Consider the following 22,268-nt stretch of genomic DNA (forward strand, 5'->3'; position numbering starts at 1 on the left):
GATGCGATACCCGTGCATCTGCTGAGAAAGCTCGGCTTCTACCTGGTGGCCTTCTGGGCCGCCATCACCCTGAACTTCCTGATCCCCAGGGCCCTGCCCGGCAGTCCCGTCGATGCGGTGCTCGCGAAGCTCGCGCTGCGCGGACCGGTCACCGCGGACACGCGGCAGGCGATCGAGGTCATGCTCGGCGCTGACGACTCGAGCCCCCTGATCGTCCAGTACGTCGAGTACCTCAAGGGCCTCTTCCAGGGCGACCTGGGCATCTCGGTCACCTACTTCCCCACGCCCGTCACGGAGATCATCGCGGCGTCCCTTCCGTGGACGCTCGTCCTCGTGGGTCTGGCGACCACGATCACCTTCCTGCTGGGCATCACGCTGGGCACCTTCGCCGGGTGGAAGCGCGGCAGCTGGCTGGACTCGCTCATCCCCTCGACCACGATCCTGCAGGCCGTGCCCTACTTCTGGCTCGCGCTGCTGTTCGTGTACGTGCTCTCGGTGAACCTCGGATGGTTCCCGGTCTCCGGCGGCTACGACGTCACCCTCGTGCGTCCCGCCTTCGACTACCCCTTCATCTCCAACGCGATCTACCACGGCTTCCTGCCGGCGCTGACGATCGTGATCTCCTCGCTCGGCGGCTGGCTGCTGGGCATGCGCAACATGATGGTCTCGACCCTCAGCGAGGACTACATCCTCACCGCCGAGGCGAAGGGCCTGTCCCCGCGGCGCGTGATGTTCATGTACGCCGCCCGCAACGCGGTGCTGCCCTCGGTGTCGGGCTTCGCGATCTCCCTGGGCTTCGTGGTCTCGGGCTCGATCGTCGTGGAGACGGTGTTCTCCTACCCGGGCATCGGCTACACGATGCTCCAGGCCGTGAACAACAACGACTTCGCCCTCATGCAGGGCCTGTTCCTCATCATCACGGTGTCCGTCCTCGCGGCGAACCTCGTGGTGGACCTGCTGTACGGCGTGATCGACCCGCGGACCAGGGTCCGGGGCTGAGGAGGCGACATGACCACCATGGAAGAGCAGACCGCTGATACCTCCGGTGCCCACGGCCAGGGGGATCCCGGCCAGGGGGAGCCCGCCGCGGGCGCGTCCCGCGGTGCGGGCGGCTCCTCGGCGCCGACCACGCCCGCGCAGCGCCGTCGGGCGGCGCTGCGCCGCAACCTGACGCCGTCGCTGCTGGTCGGCAGCGGGATCGTCATCGCCATCGTCCTGTTCGGGCTGATCGCCCCGTTCTTCGTGCAGGATCCGCTGGCGATCTCGAACGACGGCATGCAGGGCCCGCGCGCCGGGCATCTGCTGGGCAGCACGCAGACCGGCCAGGACGTCCTCGCCCAGCTCGCCTACGCGACCCGCGGATCCCTCACCGTCGGCGTCATCGTCGCGGCGCTGGCCCTGTTCCTCTCGGCCTTCTTCGGCATCCTCGGCGGGTACCTCGGAGGCTGGCTCGACGAGGTGTTCTCGCTGTTCACGAACGTCGTGCTGATCCTGCCGGGTCTGCCGCTGATGATCGTGATCGGCTCCTACGTCCAGCAGCGCGGGCTGCTGCTGATCGCGATCATCCTGGCGATCACCTCGTGGGCGGCCTCGGCCCGCGTGCTGCGCTCGCAGACGCTGTCCATCCGCACCCGCGACTACGTGCATGCGGCCCGCATCGCCGGCGAGAAGCCGTGGCGGATCATCTCCGTCGAGATCCTGCCGAACCTGCTGCCGGTGATGTCCAGCGGCTTCGTGTTCGCGCTGATCACCGCGATCCTCGGCGAGGCGGGGCTGAGCTTCATCGGCCTGGGCGTCGTCGGCACCCAGACCTGGGGCTCGATGCTGTTCTACGCGCAGAACGCGCAGGCCCTGACCCTGGGTGCCTGGTGGTGGTTCGTGCCGCCGGGCCTGATGATCGCCCTGCTGGGCGGCGGACTGTCCCTGATCAACTTCTCGATCGACGGGATCATCAACCCCCGTCTGCGCAGCGCCCCGAAGGCCGCCAAGCAGGTCCGTCGGGCCGACCGGGACGCCGAGAAGGCTGACGAGAAGGCTGACGAGCAGGCCGCCCGGAAGGCCGCCGAGAGCGAAGGAGCGACCGCATGAGCACGCCGATGACCGGACCCGCCGTCCCCGACGAGGTCCTCGCCGAGCAGGGCGCCGCAGCGGAGCCCCCGTCGTCGGCCCCCGGCGGTGCCGATGGCCCGGAGGAGCTCCGCGCGAGCCTCGAGACGGACCGCACCGGCGCGGGCGCCTCGCCCGTCGTCGACGAGCCGGTGCTCACCGTGACCGGACTGAACATCGTGTACGAGGTCGAGAACCCGGTGCATGCCGTCCAGGACGCCTCCTTCGACCTGCGTCGCGGGGAGATCCTGGGGCTCGCCGGGGAGTCCGGCTGCGGCAAGACGACCCTCGCCTACGGCCTGAACCAGCTGCACCGTCCGCCGGCGCGGATCACCTCCGGCTCCGTCGTCTTCCACGACCATGAGAGCGGCGAGGACGTGGACGTCCTCGGGCTCGAGGGGGAGACGCTGCGCGCCTTCCGCTGGTCGAAGGTCGCGATGGTGTTCCAGGGGGCCATGAACTCCCTGAACCCCGTGCTGAGCGTGCGCACGCAGCTCGGCGACGTGTTCACCACGCATCGTCCGCACATGACCAAGGAGGAGCGCCGGCAGCGCAGCGAGGAGCTGCTGGAGCTGGTCGGCGTGGACCGCTCCCGCATCAGCGCGTTCCCGCACGAGCTCTCCGGCGGCATGCGCCAGAGGGTCATGATCGCCATGGCGCTCGCGCTGGATCCGCAGCTGATGATCATGGACGAGCCGACCACGGCGCTCGACGTCGTGGTCCAGCGGGAGATCCTCCAGGAGGTGCTGCGGCTGCGCCAGGAGCTCGGCTTCGCGGTCGTGTTCATCACCCACGACCTGCCGATGCTGCTGGAGATCTCCGACCGCATCGCCGTGATGCGCACCGGGCGGATCGTCGAGCTCGACACCGCCGAGAACCTCTACTTCGAGCCCAGGGATCCGTACACCCGCAAGCTGCTGGGATCCTTCCCCTCGCTCACCGGAGAGGCCGGCGACTTCGTGCGCGCGGGCTTCGACCTCGATGCCCCGGAGGGAGCACGATGACCACGCTCAGCGTCACCGACCTGTGCAAGACCTACACCATCCGCAACGGACTGAGGTTCTCGAAGCTCGAGGCCGTCAAGAAGGTCGACTTCGACCTCGAGCCCGGCAGGACGGTCGCCCTGGTCGGCCAGTCCGGCTCCGGCAAGTCGACGATCGCCAAGCTGCTCTCGCAGCTCGAGCGGCCGACGTCGGGGACCATCACCCTGGACGGGAAGCCGATCGGGACCCGCGGCAAGGCCCTCGAGCGGTACCGGGACGAGGTGCAGATGGTCTTCCAGGACCCCTTCGCCTCCCTCAACCCGTTCCACAGCATCGGCCACCACATCGAGCGGCCGCTCCTGCTGCACGGCAAGGCCACCCGCAAGGACGTGAGGGAGAAGGTCTGCGCGCTGCTCGAGCGCGTGAACCTCACCCCGGCGGAGGACTTCATCGACCGCAAGCCGCACGAGCTCTCCGGCGGGCAGCGCCAGCGCGTGGCCATCGCCCGGGCGCTCGCCCCGGAGCCCAGCGTGCTGGTGGCCGACGAGCCGGTGTCGATGCTGGACGTGTCGATCCGTCTGGGCGTGCTGAACCTGCTGGCGCGCCTGCAGCGCGAGGAGAACCTCGCGATGCTCTACATCACCCATGACCTCGCCACCGCCCGCCACTTCTCCGACGAGATCCTCGTGATGTACAAGGGGGAGGTCGTCGAGCGCGGCGATGCCGACGAGGTCATCCTGAACCCGCAGGCGGAGTTCACCAGAAAGCTCCTGGTGGCCGCCCCCGAACCCGGGAACAACCCGCGCTTCCTCGCCGAGGCCCGTCGGCGCGGGGTCCCGATGCCCGACCATCTCGCTCCCCTGGAGGACACCCCGTGACCGCAGCTCCCGCCGTCATCGCGCCCGCCGTGCGCCGCACCGACCTGCATGCCGGGTGGACCGTCTCCGTCGAGGACGGTCCCGCGCCCTTCCCCGTCGACGGCATCCCGGCGACCGTGCCGGGCACCTTCATCCTCGACCTGCTCGACGCCGGACTCATCGAGGACCCGTACCTCGATCGCCACGAGCACGATCTCGCGTGGACCGGCGAGTGCGACGTCGTCTACCGCACCTCCTTCGCCTGGGCGCCCTCGGGGGCGGACCGTGCCGACCTGGTCGCCCGCAGCCTCGACACGGCCGCGACGGTCGTGCTCAACGGTCAGCGCATCGCCGAGGTGCAGAACGAGCACCGCTCGTGGCGCTTCGACGTCACCGACCAGCTGGTCGAGGGCGACAACGAGCTCGAGATCCGCTTCGCCTCGCCGCTGCGCACCGCCCGCGAGAACATCGAGGTGCTGGGCGATCTGCCCAAGGTCGGCAACGAGCTGCCGTACAACGCCATCCGCAAGATGGCCTGCAACTTCGGCTGGGACTGGGGTCCGGTGCTGGTGACCAGCGGCATCGCCGGTCCGATCGGGCTCGAGGAGTGGTCCTCGGCGCGGCTCGCCGAGGTCCGCCCGCAGGTGACGGTCGAGGGCCTCGACGGTTCCGACGGCCCCGATGGCGCCGTCGGCCGGGTGGCGCTGGCGGCGGTCGCCGAGCGGGCCGACCTGCTGGACGCCTCCGTGCTCGAGGTCGTCGCGACCCTCGCGGACCCGTCGGGCGCGGTGGTCGCCGAGGCGAGAGCGCGGACCGGGGCCGACGGCGCCGATCCCGGCGACGACGAGCTCTCGCTCGCGCTCGAGGTCGCCGATCCGCAGCTGTGGTGGCCCCGCGGCTACGGCGACCAGCCGCTCTACACGGTGCGGATGCGTCTGCTGGGGGCCGACGGCGTCGAGCGCGATGTGCGCGAGCACCGCGTGGGCTTCCGCACGGCCGGGGTCGTGGAGGAGGCCGACGAGATCGGCACCGGCTTCCAGTTCGTGGTGAACGGCCAGCCGGTGCTCGCCAAGGGCGCCAACTGGATCCCCGATGACTGCTTCCCCGTGCGTCTGACGGACGAGGACTACCGGGCGGCGATCCAGGACGCGGTCGACGCCGGCATGAACATCCTGCGCATCTGGGGCGGTGGACTGTACGCGTCCGACGTCCTCTACGACCTGTGCGATGAGCTGGGGCTGCTGGTCTGGCAGGACTTCGCCATGGCCTGCGCGGCCTACTCCGAGCTGGAGCCGCTGCGCTCCGAGATCGAGGCCGAGGCCCGTGAGCACATCGTGCGCCTGGCCTGGCATCCCGCGCTCGTGCACTGGAACGGCAGCAACGAGAACGTCGAGGGCTACTACCACTGGGGCTGGAAGGACGTCCTGCCCGAGGGCACCGGCTGGGGGCTGCACTACTACACGGAGCTGCTGCCCTCGCTGCTCGCGGAGCTCGACCCCACTCGCAGCTACACGCCCACGAGCCCCTACTCGCGGCCGCTCCCGGAGGATCCCCGCAACCCCGATCACGGCTCGATCCACAACTGGGTCGCCTGGGCGTCGGAGGAGGACAACGACTACGAGCGCTACCGCGACACGGTCTCGCGATTCTCCGCGGAGTTCGGCTACCAGGGGCCTGCGAACTACGCGACCGTCGCCCGGGCGATCACGGAGCGGCCGCTCGTCGAGGACTCGCCGACCATGCTCTCCCACCAGAAGGCGATCGGCGGCCAGGACAAGCTCGAGCGCGGCATCGCCAGGCACCTGCCCCGCCCCGAGGGCTTCGACGACTTCCACGCCACCATGCAGCTGAACCAGGCCCGCGCACTGATCTGCGGGATCGGGCACTACCGCTCCCACTGGCCGGTGTGCGGCGGCACGATCGTCTGGCAGCTCAACGACTGCTGGCCCGTGACCAGCTGGGCCGCCGTCGACGGCGACCGGCGCCGCAAGCTGCTCTGGTACGCCCTGCGCGACCTCTACCGGCCGCTGCTGGTGACCGTGCAGCCGCGTCCCGAGGGGCTCGTGGTCAGCGTCGGCAACGACCGGGCCGAGGAGCTCGCCACGACGCTGCGCCTGCGCCGTCAGACCCATGCGGGCGAGGTGCTCGCCGAGGCCGTGATCGACGTCGTCGTGCCCGCGCGCAGCGCCGCCACCGAGCCGGTGCCCGCGCAGCTCGCGACGCCCGACGACGCCGCCTCCGAGGTCCTCGTGGTCGAGCTCGACGGGCGCGAGGAGCGCACCGTGCACCCCTTCGCCGAGGACGTCGACTCCGCCCTCCCCGCGGATGCTCTGACGGCGACCGCGAGGGCGGTCGACGGAGGCGTCGAGGTGGCGCTCGAGGCGAGCGGGACGGTGCGCGACATCTGCGTGCTGGCCGACAAGGTCGACCCCGACGCGGTCGCCGAACGGCAGCTCGTGACCCTGCTCGCCGGTGAGAGCGCGACCATCGTGATCCGCACCTCGGCGACCTCCGAACCGGGACGATTCGTGCGCGAGGATGTCCTCTACAGCGCGAACGACCTGGTCGCCCGAGCCCGAGCCCGCAGCGGCGATCCGGCCCTCGCCGACCGGGGGTGAAGGAGACGGCCGTGGGCACCATCGGCATCACGATCCCTGATTCCGTGTGGTCGGCCCGGGCCGAGCAGTTCTACACGCAGGTCCTCCACGGGCTCGAGGACACCGCCCTGCGCGCGGGCGACGCGGTGCTCAGCCACGTCGCCCGCGACGCCGACGAGGAGCGGGAGACCGTCGACCGCTGGGCCGAGCGCGGCCTCGTCGACGTGCTGGTCCTGAAGGACCTCCGCGTGGACGACCCGCGACCCGCGCAGCTCGCACGGCTGGGGCTGCCCCTGGTCGTCATCGGCGACGTGCGGCAGGAGCCCGTCCGGGACGCCGTCGCGATGGTCGCCGTCGACAACGGCGGCACCATGCGCACGCTGCTGCAGGATCTGCACGCCCGCGGCCACCGCGCGATCGCGCACGTGGGCGGGCCGCCCGAGCTCCTGCACAGCCGCTGGCGGCAGGAGGCCTACGAGGAGTTCATGCGCGAGCACGACCTGCCGGTCCTCTCCCGCGACGGCGACTACAGCGCCTCCGCGGGAGCCGTCGCGACCCGGTCGCTGCTGGGCCTCGAAGCCGCGGCCGACGGGCCCGACGGGCTCGGCAGGTCCGATCGGCCCGGCAGATCCGACGGAGGGGGGCGGCCGACGGTCGTCGTCTACGACAACGATGCGATGGCGATCGGAGGCTGCGCCGAGGCGACCGCCGCCGGCCTGCGCGTGCCGGAGGACCTGTCGATCGTCGCCTGGGACGACTCCGCCGCCTGCCAGACCCATGAGCCGCCGCTCGCCGTCATCGACCGGGATCCGCATCGCATCGGGGTGGACGTCGCCCGAGCCGCCGGGGCTCTGCTGGCTCGTCCGCCCCGGATGCTCCGCCTCGTCCAGGATGTCCCGCTCCTGGACGCGCGCGGAACCGTGCGCTGACTGCTCGAGTGCGCGCTGCGCGGCAGGCTGGGTCGACCGGGCGGGGCCGCGGCGCGGCCAGCCCCGATAGCATGTCGGGCATGGCCGCCGTCACATCACGCTACCGCCAGATCGCCGATGTGCTCGTGCGCAACGGCCTGCCCGCGCTCGCCGACCAGATCGGTCTGCACGAGCGCATCCCCGACCTGCTGCGCCCGCGACGCGGAGGCCGCGGGGGAGGGCGCGGCGGAGAGCTCGGTGCGGGATCGGACCAGGCTGGTCGGGTTCCGGGACCCGTCCGCCTGCGGCGCGCGCTCGAGGAGCTCGGGCCGACGTTCGTGAAGCTCGGGCAGATGCTCTCCACCCGCGCGGATCTCCTCCCGGAGGACTACACCCGGGAGCTCGAGCACCTCCAGAGCAATGTCCCTGCGATCCCGTTCGAGCAGGTCAAAGGGGTGATCGAGCGGGAGCTCGGGGATCGGGCCGACGAGCTCCTGGCCGGCATCGACCCCGCACCCCTGGCCTCCGCCTCCATCGGCCAGGCCCATCGGGCGCGGCTCGCCGACGGGTCCGACGTGGTCGTCAAGGTCCGCAAGCCCGGTGTCAGCGAGGACGTGCTCGCGGATCTGGACCTGCTGCGCTCCCTCGCCGCGCTCGCCGCCCGGGAATGGGACCTCGCCCGCGACATCGACGTCGAGGCGCTGGTCGCGGCCTTCGACCGCACCCTCCGCGGCGAGCTCGACTACAGGACCGAGGCGGCCAACGCCGAGCAGTTCCGCCAGAACCTCGCCGAGGACGCGGCCGTGCGCGTGCCCCGGGTCCTCACCGAGCTGTCGACCTCCGAGGTGCTCGTGGAGGAGGACGTCGGCGGGATCGGCATCACCGACACCGCCGCGCTCGACGCGGCGGGCGTGGACCGGCCCGCGCTCGCCCGCTCCGCCACCAGCACCCTCGTGACGATGGTGCTGGTCGACGGCTTCTTCCACGCCGATCCGCATCCGGGGAACATGTTCGTCGGCGACGACGGCGTGATCGCGCTGATCGACTTCGGGATGGTCGGCCGGCTCGGCCCGACGGTCCGGGAGGACCTGCTGCGGATGCTGCTGGCCCTCAGCCACGGCGATGACCAGGCCGCCGTGTCGGCGCTCCTGCACCTGGCGCCCCCGCATCGCGGCGTCGACCGCCGGCGGCTCACGTCCGACGTCGCAGCGCTCATGGACACCCTGACCCGGGACCCCCTCGCGGAGGTCTCCATGGCGGCGATCGTCGGACGCATCACCGCCCTGCTGCGCCGCCACCGGCTGCAGCTCCCGCCGGACGTCTCCACCCTGCTGCGGATGCTCGTGCTCACGGAGTCCAGCGCCGTCGTCCTCGATCCCGACTTCCATCTCTCGAGCGTCCTCGAGGAGGTGATCCCGGTGGCGATGGTCCAGATCCTCAGCCCCCAGGCGATCGCCCACCAGGTCGGCGACGCGAGTCTGCGGGCGCTGCGCTTCGGCTCCGAGCTGCCCGGGCGGGCCTCCCGCCTGCTCGACGACTACGAGAGCCGCGGCATCGACGTGCGGCTGCATGCCGAGGACCTCGAGCCCCTCGTCGAGAGGGTGGAGGCGACCGCTGACCGGCTCGTCGTCGGCATGACCATGAGTGCGCTGCTGATCAGCCTCGGCAGCGTGCTCGCCGCCCAGCCCGGCAGGGCGCGTCTGCGCGACCCGCTCATGCTCGGCGCCGGCGGAGCGGCGGCCCTCGCCGGCGCCTATCTCGCCGCCGGGGCGGGGCCCGCGCGCCGCGCGGCCCGCTTCGTCCGACGCGGCCTGAGCAGGCCCTGAGCCCGACGACCGTCCCGACGACCGTCCTGACGACCGCCCGAGGAGGCCCCGATGACCGACGCCGCGTCCCCCGGACTGATCGCCGTCCTGCTGATGTCGATCGCGGTGTGCATCCCTGCGATCTGCCCGCTCGGGGCGACCGTGCTGGCAGCACCGCCCGAACGGCGCCGATGGAGCGCGACCGCGATCGGCGTCGGAGCGATCCTCGGGGTCGCCGCGGGTCTCGTCGCCGTCCTCCTGGGCCCCGGCTCCGGGCTCGTCGGTCCGGGCTCGGTGCTCGTCGACGCCGGCTCCGGCCTCCCGGGGCGGCTGCAGACCGGCGCCGCGGTCTGCGAGATCGTCGGCGTCCTGCTCGCCGTGGTGTGCGCGATCATGGTGCTGATCCGGCCCGCCGGGTCGCTCCTGGGGATCGGCGCAGGGGTCTCCGGCGGCCTCCTGCTCGCCGCCGGGATGCCGCTCGCGCCGGCGATCGCGGCCGACGGCTCCACCGGGGAGCTCGCCTGGACGATGCTCGCCGTGCTCGTCGGCCCCCTCGCCGCGCTGCTGCTGGCCGCGGCGGTCGTGGCCCTCGGCGGGATGGTGCGCCCGGTCGCGATCGGCGTCGCCGTCGCCGCCCTCCCGTCGGGCGCCCTGCTGCTCGTCTCCGACGTCGGTCGGCTCCTGCACCAGCTCTCGGACGCGCCCCTGCTCGAGCTGCCCACCTGGATGCTCGTGCTGGTCGCGCCGATCGTGCTGATCATCGCCGCGACCATCGCGGCCCTCGTGCTGCCGCGTCCGCCGGAGCCCGACGACGAGGACGACGCCCGACCGCTCCCGGAGATGCCCGAGGACCCCTTCGGCCCCTGAACGGTCCAGGATGCCTGCCTACACTCGAGGCATGTCTCAGGCCGCCGCGACCATGGACCGACGCACCGTGATCAGGGGGGCGCTCGCTGTCGGTGCCGGAGCCGGAGCCCTCACCCTGGCGGCGTGCACCGACGACGAGGGCACGCAGGAGCCCGACGCCGCCGACGTCGCCGCCCTGAAGGTCGTGTACAGCGAGGATCCCGCCTCCCGCGGCGACTGGACGGTGTGGACCGTCGGCTAAGACCTCGCGGACGGCCAGGAGACGCCCGACGTCTTCGACGCCGCGACGCAGGCGGCCCGCCACGAGGCCCTCGAGGCGAAGAAGGCGGAGCGGACCTGGACGGCGTCGGACCCGCTGCTGGTCCTTGACCCGTACGGCACCACCCGCACCGGCCTGTACGTCCACTTCGAGGACGAGTCGGCCGGCTCCCTCGACGTGGTCTCCCGGGCCGCCGCGACCGAGGACTACGCGATCACCCCGGCCACCCATGCCGCGGACGGCGGCTTCGAGGGCCTGCTGATCGCCCTCGTCCCCGGCGCCCACAACACCCTCACCCTGACCCCGGGGCTGTTCGCGCTCAGCGGCCTCTCCGGGCTGGGCAACAGCACCTACCTGTTCGACAGGACCGGCACGATGCGCGCCGAGTTCCAGGCCGGGGACTCCGCCGGCCACCGCTTCCAGCTGGTCGACGGACAGCTCGTGCTCGCCACCGGCTCCCGCCGGATCAGCGTCATCGACCATCTCGGCCGCGCGACCACGACCATCGACACCGGACGCCAGAGCATCCATCACGACCTCGTCGTGGTCGGAGGGATCGCCTACGCCCTCACCTCCGACCTCGACGCCGACGAGGTCGAGGACCGCGTGATCCGCGTGGACCTGGCCACCGGAGAGGTCGACGAGGTCGTGGACATGAAGCAGCTGCTGCCCGAGTACGAGGCGCTCACCATCCTCGATGAGGGCGAGGCGGGCGGCACCGAGGCGACCGGCAAGGACTGGATCCATCTGAACACCGTCGACGTCGTCGACGGGATCATGTACCTCTCCTCCCGCGAGACCGCCGGGACCTTCACGCAGGACCTCGCCGGCGAGGTGCCCTGCTCGGCCGTCGTCTCGAGCGTGTTCCGGCTCGGCGACGGCGGCATCACCAGCCCCCTCGTCGTGAACTCCGGCCGTGCCAACGTGTTCTCCGAACGCACCGCCGACGGCGAGGTCCTGGCGACCTACCGCTACGATTCGGCGGGGTACGGCTACCGCGTCTACAAGGACGCCTTCACGGGGTTCTGGTTCGCCTGACGTCCGCGGTGCACGACCTGCTGCACGACGAGATCCCAGGAGGCCCGCACCATGATCCCCGAGAAGGCCCGCGCGCTCTCCCCTGAGCAGACCAGCGAGCTCGTCGACTCCGTCGTCGCGCGTCTGCGCTCCGCGTCCGGCCGCCGGGACGGCGGCCCGCGCGAGAGCCGTGAGGGCCGGACCGCGCGGAGCGCGATCGAGCAGGCCGGCCTCGAGCAGCTCGCCCTCGAGGCGCAGCGGCTGCCGGTCGAGGAGCTCGTCTACCTCGTCGAGACCCGCAGTGCGACCGAGGCCGCGATCCTCTTCCGCGTGCTCGAGAAGGACACGGCGCTCGCCGTCTTCGAGGCGATCCCGGCCGACCATCAGGCGGACCTCATCACCGGCCTGCGCACCCAGCAGGTCGCCGACATCATCGAGGAGCTCGACCCCGACGACCGCGCCTCCCTCGTCGACGAGCTCCCGGCATCGGTCGCCGAGCGCCTGATGCGGGGGCTCGACGCCGACGAGCGCGCCATGACCACTGCCGTGCTCGGCTACCCGCGCGATGCGATCGGCCGCTACATGTCGCCCGAGGTGCTGACCCTCCGGCCCGAGCAGACCGTCGCCCAGGCGATGGTCCACGTGCGCACCCACGCGGAGGCCCCGGAGACCGTGTACCTGCTGCCGGTGGTCGACGCGACCCGACGGCTGCTCGGCGTCGTCGGCCTGCGCCGTCTGCTGGTCGAGGACCCGGGCACCCTCATCGGCGATCTCGCCCACGAGGCAGTCCGCGCCCGCGCCACCGAGGACCGCGAGGACGCCGCCCGGCGCTTCCTCGCCGCGAAGCTCCTGGCCATGCCTGTCGTCGACAGCGAGGACCGGCTGGTGGGCATCGTGACCATCGACGACGCCGTCGACATCATCGAGCAGGAGAACGAGGAGGACGCGGCGCGCACCGCCGGCTCCGAGCCGCTGCCCCGCGCGTACCTCTCCACCTCGATCCTGGGCATCGTCCGCAGCCGGATCGTCTGGCTGCTGGTGCTCGCAGCCTCCGCCGTGCTGACCGTCCGCGTGCTCGAGTCCTTCGAGGCCCAGCTGGACGAGGTCGTCGTCCTCGCCCTGTTCATCCCGCTGCTCACCGGGACCGGCGGGAACACCGGCAACCAGGCCGCCACCACCGTGACCCGGGCGCTCGCGATGGGGGAGGTGCGCGTGCGGGACCTGCCGCGCGTGATCTTCCGGGAGCTGCGCGTGGGCGCCCTGCTGGGCACGGTGCTGGGGACCCTCGGGTTCGTGATCGCCGGGCTCGTCTACGGCTGGGCGATCGGCGTCGTCATCGGCACGACGCTGCTGTCGATCTGCACGATGGCCGCGATGGTCGGCGGCCTCATGCCGCTGATCGCCAAGCGGGTCGGCGCGGACCCGGCCGTCTTCTCCAACCCCTTCATCTCGACCTTCTGCGACGCCACCGGCCTGATCATCTACTTCCTCATCGCCATGGCCGTCCTGGGCCTGTGACGCGGGCCGGCCGGCGCCCTCGGAAGGGCGCCGGCCGGGAAGAGGGGACGGAGGCGGACTGCGGGTCCGCGCGGGGGATCACTGCTGGTCGCCGGCGAGGATCCGGTAGATGGAGCGGCGGGCGTCGCCGAGGATCTCGACGACCTGGGTCAGCTGCGCGGCATCGGCGGACCGAGCGGCCTCGCGGATCGCACCGCCGAGGTCCTGCAGCGCCACGCGCACGTCCGGCAGCTGCTCGCCCTCGTCACCCGCGGCGGCGAAGGGATCCGACCAGGAGCCGGAGTGCTCCTCGACGTGCGCCCGGCCGGCCTCGGTGAGGGTCGCGAGCTTGCGCCCGCCCTCCTTCGAGGTCTCCACGAGGCCCTCGTCCTCCAGCTGGGAGAGGGTCGGGTAGATCGCCCCCGGACTGGGGGACCAGCGGCCCTGGGTGCGCTCGCCGATCGACTGCATGAGCTGGTAGCCGTGCATCGGCTCCTCGCTCAGCAGGAGCAGGACCGCGGTGCGCACGTCGCCGCGGGGGCGACGTCCCCGTCCCCGGCCGCCGCGACCGCCCCGGCCCCGCCCGCCGCCGTGACCATGGGGACCGCGCGGACCGAAGCCGTCGGGATCGTCCTCGGGACCCTCAGGCCCCTCCGGGCCGAAGGGTCCGCGGGGTCCGCGGGGACCGAAGCCGCCGGGGCCACCGGGGCCGAAGCCGCCGCGGCCGTAGCCGCCCCGGCCTCCGCGGCCACCGCGACCGCGACCCTCGCCCGGGCCGCCGCGACCGCTTCCGTGGCCGTCATCGTCGCGGACGTCGCGACCGTCGTCGATCGGACCGTCGTCGCGGGACATCCGCGGGCCGAACCCGGCATGCGGGCCGAAGCCCGGCACGAAGCCCAGACCGAAGCCCTCGGAATCGCTGAACCCCGGCCGCCCTGCTCCGCGCCGCATGCGGCCCCGGCCGCCCCGGCGGCCGTCACGGCCGTGCTCATCGCGGCGGGGATCGTCGTGGTGCGGATGGTCGTGGTGGGAGCTGCTCTCGTCATGGTGGTGGTGATGATGGGTGGTGCTCTGCTCGTCGAGGAGCAGATCGGTGTCGTCATGATGCTGTCGCATGTCTGCGTTCCTTCCATAGTTCGTATCGTGACTGCATCACGATATATCGCTAACTCGAGCGCAGGCAAGGGATCGAGGGCGATGGTGCGGCGAATCGACGGCATGGACGGGTCGCAGGGCTCCCGGCATGCAGTGCTTCCGATCGTCGATGATGGTCAGTCGGCGCACGACGCTCGAGGTCGCGGGGAGGATCGACGTCCGCCGGTCGACGTGGCGCGCCGAAGCGATCAGCGCGACGTCGAGAACTCTCGGAAAGTTTGCGGGGTAGTATCGCTCACTTGCGCCGGGGAGCGGGCGTCCGACGACGTGCCTCCGCCCCGCCGGGTCCCGGCCGGCGCAGCCCCGCAGCCCATCACCCCCGGTCCCGCCTCTGGAGCCCAGCACCCATGACCTCCTGCCCCCGCGACATCCTGCTGCTCGACGACGGCTGGCGCTTCCGCCGCATCGCCCCGGAGGACGTCGACCGAGCCCTCGACTACGAGACCCGGCCCGAGCTCGGCGAGGCCGAGGACGGCAAGGACGCCGACGCCCGCCCCGAGCAGGTCGACCACGGCGCCGACGACACCGTCGGCCTGAAGCCCTGGATCCTGCCGTCGGCGGCGCCCCTCCTCGCCGACCCCGCCGACCGTGCGCGTCGGCCCGCCGAGGATCCGCCGGTCGCTCCCGATGCCGCCCGCACCGATCTCGACGACTCCGACTGGGAGCAGGTCAGCGTCCCCACGACTGGGCGATCGCCGGGCCCTTCCTCGTCGACGGCCCCTATGGGGGCATGGGTCGGCTCGAGAGCTGGGGAGTGGGCTGGTACCGCCGCGAGCTGCCCCTGACCCCCGCCGACGCCGGCCGCGCGATCTCCCTCGAGGTCGACGGCGCCATGTCCTATGCGACGGTCTGGCTGAACGGCCGCCTCGTCGGCGGATGGCCCTACGGATACAACGGCTGGAGCCTGGACCTCACCCCGTACGTCGACCTCGAGGGACCGAACCTGCTGGCCATCCGGCTGGACAACCCGCCGCGCTCGGCCCGCTGGTACCCGGGCGGCGGACTGTTCCGCGACGTCCGCCTGGTGCGGACCGCGCCCGAGCGCATCGCCCACTGGGGAACCCGCATCACCACCCCGGAGGTCTCCGTCGAGAGCGCGCTGGTCGAGGTCGCCACGACGCTCGAGCACGTGCGCGGCGCAGGAGCGCCGGAAACGGCCGGACGCCCCGCAGCGTCCGGCGGCCCGCTCGATCCTCAGGCCGACGAGCTGGTCGTCCGCACCGAGATCCGCAGCCTGCCGCTGGGGGCCGAGGCGCCCGTCGGCCCCGTCGCCGCCCGCACCGAGCCGGTCGCCGTCGGCCTCCCCACCCTGGATGACCCGTCCGCCCGGACCGTGCACGCGAGCGCCCGGATCGACGAGCCGTCGCTCTGGGGCCCGCCGCCGCAGCAGGCGCCCCACCGCTATCTGGCGGTGACCAGAGTGCACCGCGGCGACGAGCTCGTCGACCGCGTCGAGACGGTCTTCGGGGTGCGCGAGATCCGTTGGGACGCCGACGAGGGCCTGCAGGTCAACGGCCGTGCGGTCGCCGTCCAGGGCGTCAACAACCACCATGACCTGGGTGCCCTCGGCGCCGCGTTCCACGAGCGCGCGGCCGAGCGGCAGCTGGAGATCCTGCAGGAGATGGGTGCGAACGCCGTGCGGATGGCGCACAACCCGCCTGCGCCGCAGCTGCTCGACCTCGCCGACCGCATGGGCGTGCTGATCCTCGACGAGGTCTTCGATTCCTGGTATGCGCGCAAGACGGATCTCGACTTCCATCTCGTCTTCGGCGACTGGCATGAGGCCGACCTGCGCGCCATGATCCGCCGCGACGCCAACCATCCCTCGATCGTGCTGTGGGGCATCGGCAACGAGGTCGGGGAGCAGTACACCGATGCCGAGGGTGCCGCCGTCGCCCGACGGCTCGTCGGGATCGCGCACGACGAGGACCCCACCCGCCCGACCACCACGGCCATGAACTATGCCAAGCCGCATATGCCGCTGCCGGCGGAGGTCGACGTCATCGGCATCAACTACCAGGGCGAGTGCATCCGTCAGGAGCCCGAGTTCGAGGGCACCGACCGCATCCGCACGCCCCCGCAGTACCCCCTGTTCCGTGAGGCGTTCCCGGACACCCCGATCCTGGGCACCGAGACCGCCTCGGCGCTGTCCACCCGCGGGACCTACCTGTTCCCCGTCTCTTCCGCGCAGAGCGCCTCCGCGCGCGACGGCCGCGGGGCCGACGACGAGACCTGCCAGGTCAGCGCCTATGAGCTGCACGCCGTCGACTTCGGGTCCACAGCCGACAAGGTCTTCGCGACGCTCGACGTGCATCCCTTCGTCGCCGGCGAGTTCGTGTGGACCGGCTTCGACTACCTCGGCGAGCCCACCCCCTACTACAGCTCCCGCAGCTCCTACACCGGCATCGTCGACCTCGCGGGCTTCCCCAAGGACCGCTACTGGCTCTACCGCTCCCGCTGGCGCCCCGACGAGCCGACCGCCCACCTCCTCCCGCACTGGACCTGGCCGGGACGCGAGGGCCAGGTGACGCCCGTGCACGTGTTCACCTCGGGCGACGAGGGCGAGCTCTTCGTCGACGGCGTCTCCCAGGGCCGACGGCGCAAGGGTCCCGGCGAGCACCGTCTGCGCTGGGACGAGGTCGTCTACACCCCAGGCGAGATCCGTGTCCTCACCTGGAAGGACGGCCACGGGGACGAGTTCTGGGCGCAGGATGCCGTCCGCACGGCCGGCCCGGGCCGTCGCATCGTCCTCGAAACGGACCGCCAGGAGATCCGCGCCGACGGGCGGGATCTCGCCCATGTCTCCGCCCGCATCGTCGACGCCGACGGCATCCCCGTGCCGAACGCCTCCGACCTGCTGGTCTTCACCGTCGACGGGCCCGCCGACCTCGTCGCCACCGACAACGGCGACCCCACCGACATGGTCGCCTTCCCCTCGCCCGAGCGCCATGCGTTCAGCGGGAGGGCCCTCGCCGTCGTCCGCGGCCCCCCGGCGCGAACCCCGGGCGCCCCGCACCGGGCAGGGGAGTGATCCCGCGGCCGACGCGGGGCGTGGTCCCGAGGGCGACGCGGGGACCGGCGTCGCCACGGTCCGGGTCGAGGCCGACGGCCTGGAGGGAACCGAGGTCAGCCTCCGCGTCTCCGTCTGAACGGGCGGCCCCGGGATGGCGCCGTGGGCTTCCGTGCCGAAGGCTCGGACACAGAGAAGGTGTCACGGTTGGAGGGGATGACCCAGTCGGTCATCACTCGCCTGCTTCAGCGCTCAGGGGCGGCAGCGATCCCGTGATCTCCACCGTGCGCACGGAGACGGTGACGACTCTCTGCAGCAGGTCGAGGATGTACCGGGGGTTGCCGTGCTCGATGCCCCATTGGTTGGGGTCGTTGACGATGCCGGAGGCCTTGTCGGTGGTGACCTGGTACTGGCGGATGATCCACTCGATCGCGCTGCGTGAGCCGAGCTGGTAGCGGTAGGCCTCCTCGGGGATGCCGCGCACCGTGATCTGCGGGTTCAGGAACAGGGCGTCGGGGGCGTCGGCGGCCTTCTTGCCGGTGGGGAAGCGCATCTTCTGCACCCGGTAGTACTCCGCGGCCGCGTCGGGACTGCCGAGCGGTGGCTGCTCTCCGCCCACGACCTCCAGCGGGTACAGCTCCGCATCCTCGTAGTCGGCGTGGAGGCGGAACAGCTCGCGGCCCGCCGCGGTGAACGCGGAGAACGTTCCCGCGGGAACGTTCGGGACGCGAGGGAGCATCTGCTTCAGCTCACCGGCGTAGCGCTCCCGATACTCGGGGGAGTGGAGGAGGCCGTAGAGGAAGAAGAAGACGTCATCCTTGCTGACGCCGTCGCCGTAGCGCTCGCGCATGTGGCGGTGGAACTCGTCGGTGATGTTGTCGACGCGGCGGTAGCCGTCGACGACGGCGCCGTCCACGTCGAGCGCGAGGGCGCCGTCGTCGACAGGTTCCCAGCGGTAGCGGGGGAAGAACTGGCCGCCCTTTCCGAAGAGGTCCAGGCAGGGCACGGTCCTCGTAGCGAGGCAAGCAAACGGATTGCCGGCTGCGATGCCGTTCACGTAGAACCCGTAGTTGTCGTGCTTCGTGGTGGGGAAGTACCGGCGGGCGACGGCGGGCCGGTGGATGAGCCCGTCCGTGAGGTCGACGTGCTGGGTCATGAATGGCCGGTAGAGGCTGCGCACGATGTGCTGACCGGATCGTTCGAGGGCGCGGTTTTTTGCGGCGCGGTCTCGGAGGCCGCTGGTCCACTTGATCTGGGTGTCGTCAGTGGTGACGACACCGACGGTGTCCGGCCCCTTGGGCGAAGCGAGCTTGTGAGTGTCGGCGTACTCGGCGAAACGTTCACGCTCGGCGTCGTAGGTCTCGATGAACCGAGTCAGGTTCCTGTCGAGAGCGGCGCTCGATGAGTTGTAGACCCAAGCATCACGGTTGGTCTGCAAGCCAGCGCTGTAGCTGTCGAAAACCAGGGTGCCGTCTGTCGCCTTGCCTCCGAGGATGGGGTAGGTCAGGTAGTCCTCGTCGCGCTGATTGATCCAGTCGCCATGCTCGTTCGGTTCGATCTGGCGCCACGGGACGGTGTCGAGGCTGGCGTCGTCTACGATCGCGAGCTTCTCCTTCGCGGTGAGGTAGTCGCCGATGTCGCGGTAGTGGATCGTCGCGGGGCCGTCGTGCTGCGTCGTACGGACGAGGAGGAAGACGGCGATCGTGGTTCGGCCTCCCGAGCCGAAGACGTTGCCCTTCTCTCTCTGGCGGAGCATCCCAGCCGTGCGTGCGTTCCCGCGGAGGTTGAAGACGTAGATCGCGCTGAACTCGTCGGCCAGAGTCTTGCGGACACCCGCGGCGGTGTTCCCCTCGATCCAGCCGCCGTTCGTGACGAAGCCGATCACACCTTCATCGCCGATGCGGTCACTGGCCCAGCGGATCGCCCGCATGTACGAGTCGTAGAGGCTGTTCTTGTTCGTCGCATCGGTGCGAGCGGCGAACGTGTCCCGCACGCGCGTGTCCAGAGTCGGGTACTTGACGTTCGCGTTGTCGTCGTTTCCAGAGGTCTGGCCCACCGAGTAGGGCGGATTCCCGACGATGACGCGGATGTCGAGGGCCTTCTGCGCTTCGGCACGCGTGTTGTTGGTCGGGAAGACCACCTCGTCGGTGAGGTCGCCGTCCTCGGTGAGCTGGAACGTGTCCGTCAGGACGATCCCGTCGAAGGGCTCATAATCCTCCGCCGCGGGCTCCACCCCGTGGGCCTGCGCCTGGAGATCGTGGAACGTCGTCTCGATGTTGATCGCGGCGATGTAGTAGGCCAGCAGCAGGATCTCGTTCGCGTGCAGCTCGGAGGCGTACTTCCGGGCGAGGTCCGCCGGGTCGATGAGGCCGGACTGGAGCAGGCGCACGATGAACGTTCCGGTGCCGGTGAACGGGTCGAGCACGTGCACGCCCTCGTCACTGATCGAGCGGTTGAACTCCTGCTTCAGCACGTCGTCCACGGAGCGGAGGATGAAGTCGACGATCTCGATCGGCGTGTACACGACACCCATGGCATCGGCGGCCCGAGGGAAGGCGTTCTTGAAGAAGGACTCGTAGAGCTCGGTGATGATCTTCTGCTTGCCCTCGGCGTTGTCGATCCCCGCGGCGCGCAGCCGCACCGACTCGTAGAACGCCTCCAGCGACTCGGCCTCCGCATCCACGTGCATGGCTGTGAGGGCATCGACCATGCGGTTCATGACCTGGGAGACGGGGTTGTGGTCGGTGAAGGCGTATCCCTCGAAGAGGGCGTCGAACACAGGCTTGGTGATCATGTGCTGGGCGAGCATCTCGATCGCCCCATCCCGGGTGATCGACTCGTTCAGGTTCCGTCGCAGCGCGTCGAGGAACACGTCGAACTGCTGCGAGGCGGCGGTGCCCGGATCGTCGACCAGGGCGGTGATGCGAGTGATGTGCGCCTGAGCGATCACGGCGATGTCCCTGGCCCACTGGTCCCAGTAGGTGCGGGAGCCGACCTTCCTCACCATCCGTGCGTAGATCGCGTTGCGCAGATCGTCCATCTGGGTCAGGCGCACCTGCAGCGTCCCCTGGGCCGCGCTCATCGCGGAGGTGTCGCTGCTGCTCCCGTTCTCCCCGCCGTCGCCGGCGCCGTCGAAGCCGACGCCGACCACGTCGATCTTGGAGTCCCGGGCCCGGTTCAGCTCGACCTTGTTGACCATCGCGTCGAACCGCTCGTCATGGGCGCGCAGCGCCTGCAGCACATCCCAGACCACCTGAAAGTTGCGGTTGTCGTCCAGGGCCTTCTCCGGGGCGACGCCCGCGGGGACCACCACCGGCAGGATGATGTATCCGTACTTCTTGCCCTCGGCCAGACGCATCACCCGGCCCACGGACTGGACCACGTCCACCACGGAACGGCGCGGGTTCAGGAACATCACCGCGTCCAGAGACGGGACGTCCACGCCCTCGGACAGGCAGCGGGCGTTGGACAGCACCCGGCAGGAGTTCGCCTCCGTGTCCTCCTTCAGCCAGTCCAGCAGCTCGGTGCGCTCCATCGCGTTCATCGAGCCGTCCACATGCTTCGCCTCGACTGCCAGCAGCGACTCCGTCTGCGGCTCCTCCGCCGGAAGGTCAGCGTCCTCGGGGGTGCTGTCATGAGCATCGACGTACGTCGAGACCACATCGGTGAACTGGGCGGCGACCTTCTTCGAAGCCCTGATGTCCTTCGCGAACGCGACCGCGCGGCGCATGGGCTGCGGGTCCAGGGCGAAGGAATGCTCGGTGTCGCCGCGCTTCGCCAGTCCGTTCCAGCAGCCGATCAGACGCGTCGCGTCGTCCAGGGTCAGCTCCCCATCACGGGCGAACGCATCCTGCAGAGCCTCTCCCACGGATTCCTGGTTCACCGTGAGGATCAGGACCTTGTAGTCGGTGAGCATGCCCATCTCGACGGCCTGCCCGAAGCCGAGGCGATACATCTCCGGCCCGTACACGTCCTCGTCGTCCATCGACGCGAGCACCGCCTGCGCCTTCCCGGCCTTCGCCTTCGAGGCGTCGTCGTAGATCCGAGGGGTCGCGGTCATGTACAGACGCTTCGTGGCCCTCAGATAGTCCGCGTCATGGACCCTCACGAACGCGGACTCCTCCGTGCCAGCGAGCGTGGTGCCCGTGGTGCGGTGCGCCTCATCGCAGATCACCAGGTCGAACGGCTCCAGCCCCGCGATCTGCTGCGCGCGGGCGACCACGTCGATTGACTGATACGTCGCGAACACCACCCGCATGCCCTGACCGCTCGAGCGGGACTCCTTCATGCGCTCGGCCAGGCGGTGGGGATCCGTGGTCGCGGGCAGAGCCAGATCGACGACGGAGATCTCCGACGAGTCCTCCTTCGCGCGGGTGGTGCGGGAGGCCTTCGCGTCCGAGCAGACCGCCATGGCCGTCAGGCGCTCGAAGGAGGTGTTGTTCGACCATTCCCGCAGCGCCTGGGACAGCAGTGCGATCGACGGCACCAGGAACAGCACGCTGCCCGCCTCGCCTACCAGCTCCTCGGCCAGTCGCAGCGACGTGAACGTCTTCCCCGTCCCGCAGGCCATGATCAGCCGGCCCCGATCCTCGGTCGTGAACCCCTCGATGACCTTGTTGATCGCCGTGCGCTGGTACGGGCGCAGATCCGAGCTCCCCGACAGCGACAGCGCCGACGGCGTCTCCGGGTCGAACGCCGCCCAATCGATCCGGGACTTCTCGAAGTCCTCCAGCCCCAGCCGACGCACCGGCACCGACTGCTCGCGGATCGACTCCTCCGCCGTGGCCCCCCAGTGCGTGGTCGTGGAGACCACGAGCCGCTCGGTGAACCCGCCCCGGCCCGACGCCGCGAGGAACTTGTCCAGATCGCCCTTGGAGACGCGATGCGAGGGTGCGTAGAACTTGCACTGGATCGCGGTCAGACCTCCGTCGCGCCGCTCCGCGACCAGATCGATGCCCGAGTCATGCCCCCACTTCCCGGGCCACTGGTCCCACATCCACACCGTCGAGAACTGCGCCGCCCACAGCGGGTCCGTCTGCAGGAACGAGAGCGTGAACCGCTCGAACCTCGCCCCCTGATCCGCCGTCGAGGTCGCTGCATTGAACATGCGATCCAGAATCTTCATCGGAGACGGAGAAGTGGCGACGCTCATGGCCCAAGTATCTCCCGTCTCCGCATGTCGGTGGGCCGGTCCGACGCTGCCCGCA

General features: G+C 70.9%; 15 protein-coding genes. 13 read left to right on the forward strand and 2 right to left on the reverse strand.

What is annotated here, in order from left to right; translation table 11 throughout:
* Nucleotides 1-12: 12 nt before the first annotated feature.
* The 11 genes from ACZ5AJ_RS14555 to mgtE all read left to right on the forward strand — a co-directional run bounded on the left by ACZ5AJ_RS14555 (nucleotide 13) and on the right by mgtE (nucleotide 12,917).
* Nucleotides 13-999 (forward strand): ABC transporter permease, encoded by a 987-nt coding sequence (locus ACZ5AJ_RS14555; RefSeq protein ID WP_464135756.1) that lies wholly within the window; start codon nucleotides 13-15, stop codon nucleotides 997-999.
* A gap of 9 nt (nucleotides 1,000-1,008) precedes the next feature.
* Nucleotides 1,009-2,088 (forward strand): ABC transporter permease, encoded by a 1,080-nt coding sequence (locus tag ACZ5AJ_RS14560; RefSeq protein WP_464135757.1) that lies wholly within the window; start codon nucleotides 1,009-1,011, stop codon nucleotides 2,086-2,088.
* Nucleotides 2,085-3,110 carry an ABC transporter ATP-binding protein gene (locus ACZ5AJ_RS14565; RefSeq protein ID WP_464135758.1) on the forward strand — a complete coding sequence of 342 codons (1,026 nt, stop codon included), beginning with the start codon at nucleotides 2,085-2,087 and terminating at the stop codon, nucleotides 3,108-3,110. Before ACZ5AJ_RS14560 ends, ACZ5AJ_RS14565 begins: the two co-directional genes overlap by 4 nt.
* The gene (locus tag ACZ5AJ_RS14570; protein WP_464135759.1) at nucleotides 3,107-3,967 is read left to right on the forward strand and encodes an ABC transporter ATP-binding protein; all 861 of its coding nucleotides are present in this window, start codon (nucleotides 3,107-3,109) and stop codon (nucleotides 3,965-3,967) included. The genes ACZ5AJ_RS14565 and ACZ5AJ_RS14570 overlap by 4 nt, the downstream gene beginning before the upstream one ends.
* Nucleotides 3,964-6,564 carry a glycoside hydrolase family 2 protein gene (locus ACZ5AJ_RS14575; protein WP_464135760.1) on the forward strand — a complete coding sequence of 867 codons (2,601 nt, stop codon included), beginning with the start codon at nucleotides 3,964-3,966 and terminating at the stop codon, nucleotides 6,562-6,564. The genes ACZ5AJ_RS14570 and ACZ5AJ_RS14575 overlap by 4 nt, the downstream gene beginning before the upstream one ends.
* A gap of 11 nt (nucleotides 6,565-6,575) precedes the next feature.
* Complete coding sequence (locus ACZ5AJ_RS14580; RefSeq protein ID WP_464135761.1) at nucleotides 6,576-7,472, forward strand: LacI family DNA-binding transcriptional regulator; 897 nt, start codon at nucleotides 6,576-6,578, stop codon at nucleotides 7,470-7,472.
* A gap of 80 nt (nucleotides 7,473-7,552) precedes the next feature.
* Nucleotides 7,553-9,277, forward strand: a complete 1,725-nt coding sequence (locus tag ACZ5AJ_RS14585; RefSeq protein ID WP_464135762.1) for an ABC1 kinase family protein — start codon at nucleotides 7,553-7,555, stop codon at nucleotides 9,275-9,277.
* Nucleotides 9,278-9,328: 51 nt separating this feature from the next.
* Nucleotides 9,329-10,123: a hypothetical protein gene (locus ACZ5AJ_RS14590; RefSeq protein ID WP_464135763.1), complete on the forward strand. Its 795-nt coding sequence runs from the start codon at nucleotides 9,329-9,331 to the stop codon at nucleotides 10,121-10,123.
* Nucleotides 10,124-10,154: 31 nt separating this feature from the next.
* Nucleotides 10,155-10,364 (forward strand): hypothetical protein, encoded by a 210-nt coding sequence (locus ACZ5AJ_RS14595; RefSeq protein WP_464135764.1) that lies wholly within the window; start codon nucleotides 10,155-10,157, stop codon nucleotides 10,362-10,364.
* 195 nt (nucleotides 10,365-10,559) lie between these two features.
* Nucleotides 10,560-11,420 (forward strand): aryl-sulfate sulfotransferase, encoded by an 861-nt coding sequence (locus ACZ5AJ_RS14600; protein WP_464135765.1) that lies wholly within the window; start codon nucleotides 10,560-10,562, stop codon nucleotides 11,418-11,420.
* A 51-nt stretch (nucleotides 11,421-11,471) separates the two neighbouring features.
* The gene (mgtE, locus tag ACZ5AJ_RS14605; RefSeq protein ID WP_464135766.1) at nucleotides 11,472-12,917 is read left to right on the forward strand and encodes a magnesium transporter; all 1,446 of its coding nucleotides are present in this window, start codon (nucleotides 11,472-11,474) and stop codon (nucleotides 12,915-12,917) included.
* A 78-nt stretch (nucleotides 12,918-12,995) separates the two neighbouring features.
* On the opposite strand, the gene ACZ5AJ_RS14610 is transcribed toward mgtE, so the two are convergent.
* Complete coding sequence (locus tag ACZ5AJ_RS14610; protein WP_464135767.1) at nucleotides 12,996-14,012, reverse strand: PadR family transcriptional regulator; 1,017 nt, start codon at nucleotides 14,010-14,012, stop codon at nucleotides 12,996-12,998.
* A gap of 386 nt (nucleotides 14,013-14,398) precedes the next feature.
* On the opposite strand from ACZ5AJ_RS14610, the gene ACZ5AJ_RS14615 reads away from it, so the two are divergent.
* Both ACZ5AJ_RS14615 and galB read left to right on the forward strand, forming a co-directional pair.
* Nucleotides 14,399-14,836, forward strand: coding sequence for a hypothetical protein (locus ACZ5AJ_RS14615; RefSeq protein WP_464135768.1), 438 nt, complete (start codon nucleotides 14,399-14,401; stop codon nucleotides 14,834-14,836).
* On the forward strand, nucleotides 14,782-17,082 hold the full coding sequence (gene galB / locus ACZ5AJ_RS14620) for a beta-galactosidase GalB (RefSeq protein WP_464135769.1): 2,301 nt from the start codon (nucleotides 14,782-14,784) through the stop codon (nucleotides 17,080-17,082). The genes ACZ5AJ_RS14615 and galB overlap by 55 nt, the downstream gene beginning before the upstream one ends.
* Before the next feature lie 211 nt (nucleotides 17,083-17,293).
* Here galB and ACZ5AJ_RS14625 read toward each other — a convergent pair whose 3' ends face one another.
* On the reverse strand, nucleotides 17,294-22,213 hold the full coding sequence (locus ACZ5AJ_RS14625) for a DEAD/DEAH box helicase (RefSeq protein WP_464135770.1): 4,920 nt from the start codon (nucleotides 22,211-22,213) through the stop codon (nucleotides 17,294-17,296).
* Nucleotides 22,214-22,268: the final 55 nt, after the last annotated feature.

The sequence above is a fragment of the Brachybacterium zhongshanense genome (assembly GCF_055385755.1).